Annotated in this window: 12 protein-coding genes and 2 tRNA genes; 12 read left to right on the top strand and 2 right to left on the bottom strand. The window is 45.5% G+C overall.

The annotated features are described in order from the left end of the window. Positions 1-69 precede the first annotated feature (69 nt). From uvrC to WMO28_RS12255, 3 genes are all read left to right on the top strand, one after another. Entirely contained in the window at positions 70-1,947 is a 1,878-nt protein-coding gene (gene uvrC, locus WMO28_RS12265; RefSeq protein ID WP_178643351.1) for an excinuclease ABC subunit UvrC, read from the top strand. Between the two features lie 108 nt (positions 1,948-2,055). Next, complete coding sequence (gene hprK, locus WMO28_RS12260) at positions 2,056-3,000, top strand: HPr(Ser) kinase/phosphatase (RefSeq protein ID WP_178643353.1); 945 nt, start codon at positions 2,056-2,058, stop codon at positions 2,998-3,000. Positions 3,001-3,013: 13 nt separating this feature from the next. After that, positions 3,014-3,949 (top strand): ROK family glucokinase, encoded by a 936-nt coding sequence (locus WMO28_RS12255; RefSeq protein ID WP_349057140.1) that lies wholly within the window; start codon positions 3,014-3,016, stop codon positions 3,947-3,949. 118 nt (positions 3,950-4,067) lie between these two features. Here the strand turns inward: WMO28_RS12255 and WMO28_RS12250 are convergent, their stop codons facing one another. Further along, positions 4,068-6,752, bottom strand: coding sequence for a PBP1A family penicillin-binding protein (locus WMO28_RS12250; RefSeq protein ID WP_178643357.1), 2,685 nt, complete (start codon positions 6,750-6,752; stop codon positions 4,068-4,070). A gap of 155 nt (positions 6,753-6,907) precedes the next feature. On the opposite strand from WMO28_RS12250, the gene WMO28_RS12245 reads away from it, so the two are divergent. Further along, positions 6,908-7,564, top strand: a complete 657-nt coding sequence (locus WMO28_RS12245; RefSeq protein ID WP_349057138.1) for a YigZ family protein — start codon at positions 6,908-6,910, stop codon at positions 7,562-7,564. 106 nt (positions 7,565-7,670) lie between these two features. On the opposite strand, the gene WMO28_RS12240 is transcribed toward WMO28_RS12245, so the two are convergent. Then, a complete protein-coding gene (locus WMO28_RS12240; RefSeq protein WP_178643361.1) occupies positions 7,671-8,189 on the bottom strand; it encodes a peptidylprolyl isomerase in 519 nt (172 codons plus the stop codon). A 93-nt stretch (positions 8,190-8,282) separates the two neighbouring features. Between WMO28_RS12240 and tsaE the strand changes: the two genes are divergently transcribed. The 8 genes from tsaE to WMO28_RS12200 all read left to right on the top strand — a co-directional run bounded on the left by tsaE (position 8,283) and on the right by WMO28_RS12200 (position 13,045). Beyond that, positions 8,283-8,723 (top strand): tRNA (adenosine(37)-N6)-threonylcarbamoyltransferase complex ATPase subunit type 1 TsaE, encoded by a 441-nt coding sequence (gene tsaE, locus WMO28_RS12235; RefSeq protein ID WP_349057137.1) that lies wholly within the window; start codon positions 8,283-8,285, stop codon positions 8,721-8,723. Then, positions 8,720-9,439 (top strand): tRNA (adenosine(37)-N6)-threonylcarbamoyltransferase complex dimerization subunit type 1 TsaB, encoded by a 720-nt coding sequence (gene tsaB / locus WMO28_RS12230; protein ID WP_349057136.1) that lies wholly within the window; start codon positions 8,720-8,722, stop codon positions 9,437-9,439. Before tsaE ends, tsaB begins: the two co-directional genes overlap by 4 nt. Then, the gene (gene rimI / locus WMO28_RS12225; protein ID WP_178643367.1) at positions 9,436-9,876 is read left to right on the top strand and encodes a ribosomal protein S18-alanine N-acetyltransferase; all 441 of its coding nucleotides are present in this window, start codon (positions 9,436-9,438) and stop codon (positions 9,874-9,876) included. Before tsaB ends, rimI begins: the two co-directional genes overlap by 4 nt. A gap of 101 nt (positions 9,877-9,977) precedes the next feature. Beyond that, on the top strand, positions 9,978-10,889 hold the full coding sequence (locus WMO28_RS12220) for a ribonuclease Z (protein ID WP_178643369.1): 912 nt from the start codon (positions 9,978-9,980) through the stop codon (positions 10,887-10,889). Positions 10,890-10,892: 3 nt separating this feature from the next. Beyond that, a complete protein-coding gene (tsaD, locus tag WMO28_RS12215) occupies positions 10,893-11,912 on the top strand; it encodes a tRNA (adenosine(37)-N6)-threonylcarbamoyltransferase complex transferase subunit TsaD (RefSeq protein ID WP_349057135.1) in 1,020 nt (339 codons plus the stop codon). Positions 11,913-11,928: 16 nt separating this feature from the next. Then, positions 11,929-12,627, top strand: a complete 699-nt coding sequence (ispD, locus tag WMO28_RS12210) for a 2-C-methyl-D-erythritol 4-phosphate cytidylyltransferase (RefSeq protein ID WP_178644913.1) — start codon at positions 11,929-11,931, stop codon at positions 12,625-12,627. Between the two features lie 105 nt (positions 12,628-12,732). Next, positions 12,733-12,818 (top strand) — tRNA-Ser (locus WMO28_RS12205). 138 nt (positions 12,819-12,956) lie between these two features. Next, positions 12,957-13,045: transfer RNA gene (locus WMO28_RS12200), tRNA-Ser, on the top strand. Positions 13,046-13,205: the final 160 nt, after the last annotated feature.

Raw genomic sequence — 13,205 nt, 5'->3', positions numbered from 1 at the left:
AGAGATCCCGGTTTTCTCAATATCCGGGTAACAGGAATGTCATATACTTACCGTATCAGGAGAAAATTTATGTTTATAATCGAGGAAGAATTAAAAAAGCTTCCGGCAAAACCGGGAGTTTATATCATGCATGGCGAGAAGGATGAGATCATCTACGTTGGAAAGGCAATCAGCCTTAAGAACAGGGTGCGACAGTATTTTCAGAGCAGCCGCAACAAAGGTGCCAAGATCGAACAGATGGTTACACACATAACCAGGTTTGAGTACATTATTACGGACTCTGAACTGGAGGCACTGGTTCTGGAATGCAATCTGATCAAGGAACATCGGCCGAAATATAACACGATGCTAAAGGACGACAAGAGCTATCCGTTTATCAAGGTAACGGTTCATGAGCCGTATCCCAGAGTACTTTTTGCCAGGAGGATGAAAAAAGACAAGGCCAGATACTTTGGTCCTTATACAAGCGGCGGTGCGGTGAAAGACGTGATCGAGCTTGTGCGAAAGCTGTATCAGGTGCGCTCCTGCAACCGGAATCTGCCAAGAGATACCGGAAAAGACAGGCCCTGTCTGTACTATCATATGAAGCAGTGCAAGGCTCCCTGCCAGGGATATATCAGCCAGGAAGAATACCGAGGAAATATCAACCGTGTGATCCGTTTTCTGAATGGTGATTTTCAGGACACTATTGATGAACTTATGGAAAAAATGCAGAAAGCTTCGGAGGAGATGAGGTATGAAGATGCCATGGAGTGCCGCGATCTGATCCGCAGCATTCAGAAGATCGGCGAGCGTCAGAAGATCACCGGTTACGGCCAGGAGGATCGGGATATTATCGCAGTGGCCATGGACGACAGTGAGGACCTCAGGGATCAGGATGCAGTTGTGCAGGTGTTTTTTATCCGGGATGGCAAGCTGATCGGGCGGGATCACTTTTATCTACGTGTGGCGAAGGGGGACACAAAAGCCCAGGTGCTGTCAAGTTTTTTGAAACAGTTTTATGCAGGAACACCGTTTATTCCTTCTGAGATCATGCTGCAAAGTGAGATCGAGGATGCAGATATCATCGAAGAATGGCTGACTTCCAGGCGGAAACAGAAGGTTCATATCCGTGTTCCGAAAAAAGGAACAAAAGAGAAGCTTGTGGAGCTTGCTCTGGAAAATGCCCGCATGGTTCTCTCAAAGGATCGCGAGCGGATTAAAAGAGAGGAAGGCCGTACCATCGGAGCCGTTCATGAAGTGGAAGAATGGCTTGGCCTTAAGGATGTGGTACGAATGGAGGCTTACGATATCTCAAACATCAGCGGTTTTGAGTCTGTAGGCTCCATGGTGGTTTACGAAAAAGGACGCCCGAAGCGCAGCGATTATCGTAAATTCAAGATCAAATGGGTGCAGGGACCGAATGATTACGCCAGCATGGAAGAGGTGTTGACAAGAAGATTCACCCATGAGAGCAACGGAGAGTTTGACAGCTTTGCAAGGCTTCCGGATCTGATATTGATGGATGGTGGAAGAGGTCAGGTAAACATAGCCCTGAAAGTGCTGAACGAGCTTGGAATCAGCATTCCTGTGTGTGGCATGGTAAAGGATGATCACCACAGGACAAGGGGCTTATATTTTGATAATGTGGAGATTCCCATTGATACATCCAGTGAAGGCTTCAGGCTTATTACAAGGATCCAGGATGAGGCCCACCGATTTGCAATTGAATATCACCGTTCTCTTCGAAGCAAGGAGCAGGTGCATTCCATTCTGGATGATATCCCGGGAATCGGCGATACAAGAAGAAAAGCTCTCCTGCGTAAATTTAAATCTGTGGAAAATATCCGGGATGCGTCCGAGGAAGAACTGGCGCAGACAGAGAGCATGAACGCGGGAAGCGCCCGCCAGGTTTACGAGTTTTTTCACAGGGCAGGAGAAACGAAAGAAACTGGGGCAAAATCCTGATGCTGCATTGAAGTTTTAATGGCAATTGTGTATAATTATAAATAAGGTGTCTCACGCCGGAACAGGTGGTGAGAATGCAAACTTTCAGCGAAAAGGAGACAAAAAAGTATGAAGGGTGTACAGTTGACAAAGATGGCACAGGAGCTGGAGCTTACCAATCTGACTCCGGAGATCGACCTGTCCGACATTGTGATTAAGACTGCAGAGATCAACAGACCTGCGCTTCAGCTTACCGGATATCTGGAGCATTTTGCAAATGAGCGTGTACAGATCATCGGATATGTAGAGTATACGTACCTGATGCAGCTTAATGAGGAAGAGAGACGTTTTAAATATGAGCGTTTTATCTCCAGCAAGATCCCATGTGTTATTTTCAGTACTATGACACGTCCGTCACAGGACATGATCGATCTGGCTGTTAAATATAATGTTCCGACATTCGTGACAGAAAGAACAACTTCAAGCTTTATGGCAGAGATCATCCGCTGGCTTGGTGTGCAGCTTGCGCCGTGCATTTCCATTCATGGTGTGCTGGTAGATGTTTACGGTGAGGGAATCCTGATCACAGGTGAGAGCGGAATCGGTAAGAGTGAGGCTGCTCTGGAGCTGATCAAACGTGGACATCGTCTTGTCAGTGATGATGTTGTTGAGATCCGTAAGGTCAGTGATGTTACGCTGGTAGGTTCTGCACCGGATATCACACGACATTTTATCGAGCTTCGTGGTATCGGCATCATTGATGTAAAGACCCTGTTTGGTGTAGAGAGCGTTAAGGATACCCAGTCTATTGACCTTGTTATCAAGCTTGAGGAGTGGGACAGAGATAAGGAGTATGACCGTCTTGGGCTTCATGAGGAATATACAGAATATCTTGGAAACAAGGTCGTATGCCATTCCCTTCCGATCCGTCCGGGCCGTAACCTGGCGATCATCGTTGAGGCAGCAGCTGTCAACCACAGACAGAAGAAGATGGGCTACAATGCAGCAGAGGCACTTTATAAGCGTGTTCAGGCAAACCTTGCCAAAAAAAGAGAAAATCCAGAGGAAGAGTAAGAGAGGATAAGAGATGGGAACATATTGTTTTGGAATTGATGTAGGCGGAACAACTGTAAAATGCGGACTTTTCCGCACAGATGGTACACTTCTTGAGAAATGGGAGATCCCTACCCGTAAGGAGAATAACGGAGACCAGATCCTTCCGGATGTGGCAGCAACCGTAAATGCCAAGATCGAAGAAAAAGGCATTTCAAAAGATGATGTGGAAGGTGTTGGAATCGGTGTTCCGGGACCGGTCAATGCAGCCGGTGAGGTTCCGTGTGCAGTAAACCTTTACTGGGGATATAAGAATGTTGTCAAGGAACTGGAAGATCTCACAGGCCTTCATGCAAAAGCCGGCAACGATGCCAATGTTGCAGCTCTTGGTGAGGCATGGAAGGGCGCAGCAGCTGGTTCTTCTGATGTGATCATGGTTACTCTGGGAACTGGTGTCGGCGGTGGAATCATCGTTGACGGAAAGATCGTAACCGGTCATCACGGAGCCGGTGGAGAAATCGGACATGCCAATGTGGATCATCACGAAAAAGAAGCCTGCAACTGTGGAAACAAAGGATGCCTTGAGCAGTTTGCCTCAGCAACAGGAATCGTCCGTATGGCAAAGAGAGAGCTTGCTGTATCTGACGCAGACAGTGTTCTTCGTAATAAAGAGAATATTTCCGCGAAATCCGTTCTGGATGCCTTTAAGGCCAATGATCCGGTAGCAGTTGCAACCATGGAAAAAGTCGGCGAGCAGCTTGGCGGTTCCCTGGCAATCTTTACCAGTATTGTAGATCCTGAGACTATCGTAATCGGCGGTGGTGTTTCCAGAGCAGGACAGCCGCTCATTGACTGTATTCAGAAATATTATAAAGAGTATGCTTTCACAGCATGCAAGGATACTCCGATCGTGATCGCAACACTTGGCAATGATGCCGGAATTTACGGCGCAGCCAAGATGGTGCTCTGATAAAAGAATAAGTTTTCCGATGTGATATACATCAGATAATCAGACAAATAAAAAGTGTGAATTCCAAAAATGAAAAATGGAATTCACACTTTTTGTAATTTTGAAGACTTTAATATGATCAATAGTATTCTATCGGATCATCGCTTTCACCGGTGTCGTCACCGCCGTTATCACCGTTGTCGGTGCCGGAATTCTCACCGGCATCGTTGTTCTCGCCGTTATCAGCATTGTTATCACTGCCATTATCGCCTTCCACATTGTCAGTGTTATCGTTGGTATTATCATTGTTGTTATCGCCGGAACCATTGTCGGTATTGTCTCCGTTCTCCGTGTTTTCTGTACTGTCCGGAGCTGCGGATGGAATTACGTCTGTATCTGAGTCGGAATCCTCATTATAATAATAGTCTTCATCATAATTGTAGTCATAATTATAATCATCATCATTTCCGTAGAAATGCTGGTCACAGTATTCTGTAGGAAGACTGGAGATATCGAAGTATTCTGTAATGGTTGGGCAGCCTGCACGTGGCAGAAGACCGGTTTCCGAGCAGATGCTGGCTTTTTCCACACTGGAAGGCATTTCGAAATCTTTATTTTCCAGACCTTCATGGATACGGCTCATAACTTTTTGCCAGAGTGTTTTGTGGAAGTTACGGGCATCTTCAGGAATCTTTTCATTATTATCGTATCCGGACCATACAGCACATGTATAATATGGTGTATAACCAACAAACCAGAGATCATTATAATCTTCGGTTGTACCGGTTTTTCCGGCAACTGTCATATTGTCAAGCTGGCAGGCTGTACCGGTACCTTTTGTGACAACATCTTCCATGGCACTTGTAAGAAGAAAAGCAGTGCTGTCCTTGATTACGGACTTGGAAACAGAGGAGTTCTCAATCAGTACATTGCCATCATGGTCAAGAATCTGTGTATAGTAAATTGGCTTGATATAATTTCCATTGTTTGCAATGGCCGCGTATGCAGCACAGAGCTCAACATTTTTGACACCTTTGGTGATTCCGCCAAGAGCGGTTGCCAGGTTGGCGTCGCTCCAGATATTTCCGTTGTTATCTTTGTCAGCTTCTGTTCCGTGGGCAAGTGTGGTAAATCCGAAATCATCCAGATATTTAAGACCAAGGGCTGGTGTTACCTGTTCCAGACATTTAACAGCTACGACGTTAATGGAATTCTGGATGGCTTTGCGGATGGTTGTTTCACCACCGTAGCTCCGGGATGCATTGTTGACAGGAGAACCGTCTGGGTATTCGTATGGTTCATCCATAAAAGTAGTTGCCAGTGTATCCCCTTTCTCATTAAGAGCCGGTGCATAGGTAGATACGATCTTAAAAGTTGAACCGGGCTGTCTGGTAGTATCTGTTGCACGGTTCAGGGTAAGGCTGGCTGTTTTTTCACCACGGCCACCGATCAGGGCTTTTACATAGCCGGTGTGCTGATCAATCACAGTCATGGAGGACTGTGGCTGTGGTGCGAAGTTTACACGTTCGGAAACGACAGTACTTCCATCAGCAAGAATATTAGCCTTATATTGATCAACATATTGTTGACCTTCCTCTGGAGAGCTGAAGAGAAGATCGAATTCAGGATCCTGGTCACGGAAGTAGAGCTGCAGCATTTCTTTGCTGTAATTGACCTGTTCACCCTGAGGATTTTGTACAGTCAGTGCATAATCAAGTTCATACTGCACATCAGATGGATAATTATCAGGATTTGAATATTCTTCGTCAAGAATATTCTGAATATTGGAATCCAGTGTGGTCATGATCTTCAGTCCGCCACTGTAAAGAAGGTTGGTAGCCTGAGTTTTGGTGTATCCCTTGATATTCATGAGATCACTGATAACCTGATTGGTAACTTCATCTTCAAAATAAGTGTAGACAGTACTTTCTTCTTCGGTATTTTCCATCTGAGCAAGCTGAATGCGGGAATAAACATCGTCATTCAGTGCTTCGTTGTATTCATCCTGAGAGATATATTTCTGATCCAGCATATGATCAAGAACTTCTTTCCGTCTCTTAGCGTTAGATTTTGGATTGGTAATAGGATTGAATTTGGTAGGGTTCTGAGTGATACCGGCAAGAGTTGCACACTCGGAGAGATTCAGATCCCATACATCTTTGTTAAAATATTTCTTAGATGCAGCCTGTACACCGTAGGAACCAGCTCCGAGATTGATGGTGTTCAGGTAATTTTCAAGAATCACATCTTTGTCATATTTTTTTTCAATCTCTACAGCAAGGTACTGTTCCTGAAATTTACGGGTGAAACGTTCCAACTGTGTGGACTCGCTGGTCCAGTCTGTGAAAACATTGTTCTTCAGAAGCTGCTGTGTGATTGTACTGGCACCTTCCGAAAAATTACCGGTTGTAAGTGCCTTCATGGCAGCACGTGCGATACCACGGACATCAATACCGTTATGTTCGTAAAAACGCTCATCCTCAATTGCCACGACAGCATGCTGCAGACTTACCGGAATCTGTTCCAGAGATACGGGAAGACGATTGGATGTAGGTGCTGAAAGCTGTCGGAGCTGAGTGCCCTGATCGTCATACAGGAAGGTTGCATATCCGAGAGGTGAAATATCCACATTGTTGACATCGGGTGCACCGGCAATCACGCCCCGGAAAGAGCCGATGCCAAGGCAGACAACCATGACGCAGACAGCAATCAGAGCTGTAAATAAAACCCGGATAAATGAAACGTGAGCTCTTTTTCCCATCATGGAAGTACGGGAGATCAGAGCGTTCCGCTTCTTTGAAGTGGATCTTTTTCCGTAGTTCATGTTATTCCTCCTTTATAATCCGTTCCATTATATCAAATCTGCAATACTAAATAAACCCTTAAAAAAAATTTCACAATTCACGATATCTTATACATTGTGCAATGAAGATAATTATTATACAATAAGAAAAAGTCTGAAAAATGGAGGCATGAATTATGCTGGAACATTATAAAACCATATATGAAGGCGGAGAAGGCGAGCTGGTGGAGAAGAAGTCCCGTTTTATCGCAACTGTCCGTCCTGTAGAGACAGAAGAAGAGGCGCTTGCTTTTATAGAAGAAATGAAGAAGAAGTACTGGGATGCCAGACATAACTGTTATGTGTATTCTGTAGGAATGAACCGGGAAGCGACCAGATGCAGCGATGACGGGGAACCGTCCGGAACAGCCGGAAGACCGATGCTGGATGTGTTGCTGGGGGCAGGGATCTATAATGTGGCGATCGTCGTGACCAGATATTTTGGCGGAGTACTTCTGGGAACCGGCGGACTTGTACGTGCATATTCGGGCGCTGTGCAGGCAGGACTGGCAGCAAGTACCGTAATCGAGAAGCATCATGGAATTTCCCTGGAGGTAACAACTGATTATACAGGAATCGGAAAGATCCAGTACATAGCAGGAGAGAGAAATCTTCCGATCCTGGATTCGGAATACACGGACAAGGTAGTGCTGAAGCTTCTTGTGCCGGATGACCAGATTGAGGAAGTGAAGAAAGCGATCACAGAAGGAACGAACGGAAGAGCAGGTCTTCACAAAGATGCAGAGCTTTATTTTGCAAAAGTAAACGGTGAAGTAAAAACTTTTGATGCGTAACAGATTATAAAAATCCCCGGAAAGATCAGATGTCAGACATTTATATAGAAATATATCAGTCTGGGAAATCTGCCTTTCAGGGGACTTTTTTATGCTTTTTAACTTATCAGCATTTCTCCGGTTCCGGATAATCAACACCAAAAGTATCTACTGTCATGGATTTGATTTTCTGCTCGTCAAGAGGACGGTCACTGTAATCTGTGTCTGTCTCAGCAATCGCATTCACAACATCCATTCCCTCGATGATCTGACCAAAAGCAGCGTAGCTTCCGTCAAGATGCGGAGCAGCCTTGTGCATGATGAAGAACTGGCTTCCCGCAGAGTTCGGATGCATGGCTCTTGCCATGGAAAGAACGCCTGGTGTATGCTTCAGATCGTTCTTGAAACGGTTCTGGGAAAACTCACCCTTGATGCTGTATCCAGGGCCGCCCATACCGGTTCCGTCCGGGCATCCGCCCTGGATCATGAATCCGTTGATAACACGGTGGAAGATGAGACCATCATAAAAGCCTTTTTTAATAAGGCTGATGAAGTTATTTACTGTGTTCGGGGCAACTTCCGGATATAATTCGGCTTTCATTACATCGCCATTTTCCATTGTAATGGTAACGATAGGATTTGCCATAGTTTTCGCACTCCTTTTCAAAAAGTATTGTATTTCGCTGTTCGCTCTATTATAATATGCAAAGAATAATTGTGCAAGAAAAAGGTGGAAAATATGATCATAGAAACACACAGTCCCAGGGAAACCTTCGAGGTGGGAAAGAAGATAGGAACGAATGCAGAACCGGGTCAGATCTATACACTGACAGGCGACCTTGGTGTCGGAAAAACCGTGTTTACGCAGGGTGTGGCAGCGGGCCTTGGAATCACAGAGCCTGTGAACAGTCCTACGTTTACCATTATTCAGGAATATGAAGATGGGCGGCTGCCGTTTTATCATTTTGATGTATACCGTATCGGTGATATCGAAGAAATGGAAGAAATCGGATACGACGATTACTTTTTCGGAAAAGGAATCTGCCTGATCGAATGGGCAGAGCTGATCGAAGAGATACTTCCGGAAAAAAGAATCGAGGTTACGATTGAGAAAGACCTTGAGAAAGGCTTTGATTACAGAAAGATCACCATCAGGGAGAGAGGAGAAGAGACAGAATGAGAGTTTTAGCACTGGACAGTTCCGGAATCGTGGCATCCGTAGCAGTTGTGGAGGATGATACACTGGTGGCGGAATATACCGTTAATTATAAGAAGACACATTCACAGACACTTCTCCCAATGCTGGATGAGATCGTGAAGATGACGGAGCTGGATTTGAAAACAATTGATGCCATTGCGGTAGCCAAGGGACCGGGATCTTTTACCGGACTTCGTATCGGTTCAGCAACAGCCAAGGGACTTGGCCTCGCACTTGATAAGCCGCTGGCAGCGATTCCGACGGTGGAGGCACTGGCATATAATCTTTATGATGTGAGTGGATTGATCTGTCCGATCATGGATGCCAGAAGAAAACAGGTCTACACAGGTATTTACCGTTATGAGAACCATAAGCTTGTAATTGTGAAAGATCAGATGGCAGTGGGAATCGAAGAGCTTCTTTCCATGCTGGATGAGATGAAAGAGCCGGTAACTTTCCTGGGAGATGGTGTTCCTGTTTTTAAAGAGATCATAGCGGAGAAGCTGCAGGTACCGTTTTCATTCGCACCTGCACATCTTTCCAGACAGAGAGCTGGCGCGGTGGGAGCACTGGGTGTTATTTACTGTAAAGAAGGCAGAACAGAAATAGCATCTGAGCACAAACCGGACTACTTACGTGTGTCACAGGCTGAAAGAGAGCGTGCCCAGAAGCTGAAGGCCGAAGAGGAAAAAGCATGATCTTACGGGAGATGCTGGTAGATGACCTGGAACAGGTCATGGAGATCGAAGAAGAACTTTTTTCTGTTCCCTGGACAAAAGAGGGATTTCTGACTTTCCTTATGAAGGATAATGCCATGTTTCTTGTTGTGGAAGAAAAAGGGCAGATTCTGGGGTACTGCGGGCTTCTTACTGTTCTGGATGAGGGCGATGTGACGAATGTTGCCGTCAGAAAAGAACGCCAGCGGGAAGGAATCGGAAACTTTCTTATGGAAAGCATGGCACGCCTGGCGGAAGAACGGGGAATCACCATGATCCATCTGGAGGTACGGGCCGGCAACGAAACAGCGATCCGGCTTTATGAGCGGCAGGGCTTTGTAAGAGACGGACTGCGAAAAGCATATTATACGGACCCTACAGAGGATGCCATTCTTATGACGCGTACAGCCGGCAGATAGTTATTGTTCACTGGTAATATTCCGCGAGGTGTTTTTGTGACGCTTGTTTTGGATGGATAATTGTGCTAAACTTTGCCACAGAACAGGAAAAGAGGAAAAATATGTTAGATGTTTGTTTACTTGGCTGCGGTGGAATGATGCCACTACCGCGAAGGTGGCTTACAGCTCTGATGACCCGCTATAACGGCAGCAGTCTGATGATCGACTGCGGAGAGGGAACGCAGGTAGCCATCAAGGAAAAGGGATGGAGTTTCAAGCCCATCGACGTGATTTGTTTTACGCATTATCATGGGGATCACATCAGCGGACTTCCGGGGCTTCTTCTGACTATGGGAAATGCGGACCGTACAGAGCCGCTGACCCTGATCGGCCCAAGAGGACTGGAACGTGTGGTAAACGCACTTCGTGTTATTGCACCGGAACTGCCTTTTGAACTCCGTTTTATTGAGATTACGAAGCCGGAAGAGGTTCTGGAGCTGAATGGCTACCGGATCACTGCGTTCCGGGTAAATCATAATGTTGTATGCTATGGTTATACACTTGAGATATTGCGCCAGGGAAAATTTTCTCCGGACAGTGCCAGAGAGCATGAGATACCGCTGAAATTCTGGAATCCGCTTCAGAAGGGGCAGACTGTAGAAGCTGAAGGCAGGGTCTATACTCCGGATATGGTACTTGGTCCTCCACGAAAAGGAATTAAGCTTACCTATACCACAGATACAAGACCGACAGAATCGATTCTGCGAAATGCCAAAGATTCCGATCTTTTTATCTGTGAGGGAATGTACGGAGAAGACGATAAGATCGAAAAAGCAAAAGGCTATAAGCACATGACATTCCGTGAGGCTGCAACTCTTGCCCGTGATGCGGGAGTTGGTGAAATGTGGCTCACACATTATAGTCCGTCACTGGTAAGACCGGATGATTACATGGATACAGTCCGTGAGATTTTTCCAAAGGCATGGCCAGGTAAGGATGGAAAAAGTGTGGAACTGAATTTTGAAGAGGACTGAAAAATGAAAGATACATTAATTCTTGGTATTGAGAGCTCCTGTGATGAGACCGCAGCCTCTGTTGTAAAAAACGGCAGGACTGTTTTGTCCAATGTGATCTCATCCCAGATCGAGATTCATAAACTGTATGGAGGCGTAGTTCCGGAGATCGCTTCCAGAAATCATATAGAAAGAATCAATGAGGTGATCCAGGAGGCATTGGATGATGCTGGTGTGACTCTGGATGATATTGACGCGATCGGTGTAACATACGGACCGGGTCTTGTAGGTGCGCTTCTTGTAGGCGTTGCAGAGGCTAAGGCCATCGCTTATGCCAGAAATCTGCCGCTTGTGGGTGTACATCATATTGAAGGACACGTTTCCGCTAACTATATTGAACATCCGGATCTGGAACCGCCGTTCCTCTGTGCAATCGTATCCGGCGGACATACACATCTTGTAATTGTAAAGGACTATGGACAGTTTGAAATCCTGGGACGTACCAGAGATGATGCGGCAGGAGAAGCCTTTGATAAGGTTGCACGTGCCATTGGGCTGGGATATCCGGGCGGTCCGAAGATTGATAAACTGGCGAAAGAGGGAAATCCGGATGCTATTGAGTTTCCACGTGCCAAAATTGACGGAAATCCATATGATTTCAGCTTCAGCGGCGTGAAATCCGCAGTGCTGAATTATCTGAACGGTGCAAAAATGAAAGGTGAGGAAGTGAACCGTGCTGATATCGCGGCATCCTTCCAGAAAGCGGTTGTTGACGTGCTGGTGGAGCATACCATGCAGGCAGCAGCTGATTTTGGCATGAAAAAAGTAGCAATCGCAGGTGGAGTGGCTTCTAACGGAGCACTTCGGGCTGCCATGGAAAAGGCATGTGAAGAGCATGGCTATAAGTTTTATCGTCCGTCACCGATTTTCTGTACGGATAATGCAGCAATGATCGGAGTAGCAGCATACTATGAATATATTAAGGGAACACGGCACAGTTGGGATCTGAACGCCGTACCGAACCTGAAACTCGGAGAAAGATAAAAACGAGGTAAAGCAGATGAAAGAATGCAGAAATACAGCCATTGTCCTGGCAGCAGGCCAGGGAAAAAGAATGCACAGCAAAATACAGAAGCAGTTTATAGAGCTGGGCGGAATGCCTGTACTCTGCTATTCTCTGCGCTGTTTCCAGGAAAGTCCGCTGATCAGAAATATTATCCTTGTTACAGGAGAAGAGCATATTGACTGGTGTAAGGAAGAAATTGTGAAAAAATATGGTTTCACAAAGGTTTCTGCTGTAGTCAGCGGTGGAAAAGAGCGGTATGATTCCGTTTATGAGGGGCTTAGTGTGTGCCGGGATACGGACTATGTACTGATCCATGACGGAGCCAGACCGTTTATTGATAATGCTATCATTGAAAGAGGACTTGCTGCAGCTGCTGAGACAGGGGCAAGTGTTGTTGGTATGCCTTCCAAGGATACTGTTAAGATCGCAGATGATGAGGGTAATGTAAAAGAGACTCCGGATCGCAGTAATGTATGGATTGTTCAGACCCCTCAGATATTCAGATATTCTCTGATTTATGACGCATATACCAGTATTCGTGAAAAGAATATGACAGGAATTACAGATGATGCCATGGTGGCAGAGCACGAAACAGGGGTAAAAATCCGTTTTTCCGAGGGCTCCTATCGAAATATCAAGATCACAACACCGGAAGATCTGGCTGTTGCGGAGGCATTTCTCAAATTGTTTTGATTTTTTGAAAAAAATATCAAATTTGTTATTGACATGTGGAACCTTTGATGATAGAATACAACATGCGCTGACAAAACAGCACAAAAAATGTTGAAAACAACATATGGAGAGATATCGAAGTGGTCATAACGAGGCGGTCTTGAAAACCGTTTGTCCGCAAGGGCGCGTGGGTTCGAATCCCACTCTCTCCGCTAGTCAATACATAATAAAAACTTTTGAAAAAAGTTGAAAAAAGTACTTGACAACATAAAATATACGAGATATAATATCACCTGTCGCTGAGAACGACACAGATAAATATCGAAACTACTTAGTGAGTAGGACAATTTGGAGAAGTACCCAAGCTGGCCGAAGGGGCTCCCCTGGAAAGGGAGTAGGTCGTTAACGCGGCGCGAGGGTTCAAATCCCTCCTTCTCCGCTTTTGATTTGAGAAGTTAAAAAAACTTCAAAAAAATCAAAAAAAGTTCTTGACAAATAGTTAAGAACGAGATAAAATAAACAAGCTGTCTGAGAAACAGACAAGCGGAAAACCTTGATAACTAAACAGTGAAACACATACGATTCTCGAAAATTTCTTT

This window comes from Blautia aquisgranensis (genome assembly GCF_040096615.1).
Classification (GTDB): Bacteria; Bacillota; Clostridia; order Lachnospirales; family Lachnospiraceae; genus Blautia_A; species Blautia_A aquisgranensis.
The sequence above is the reverse complement of the archived record's forward strand: the minus strand, read 5'-3'. Positions and strand labels throughout refer to the sequence as shown.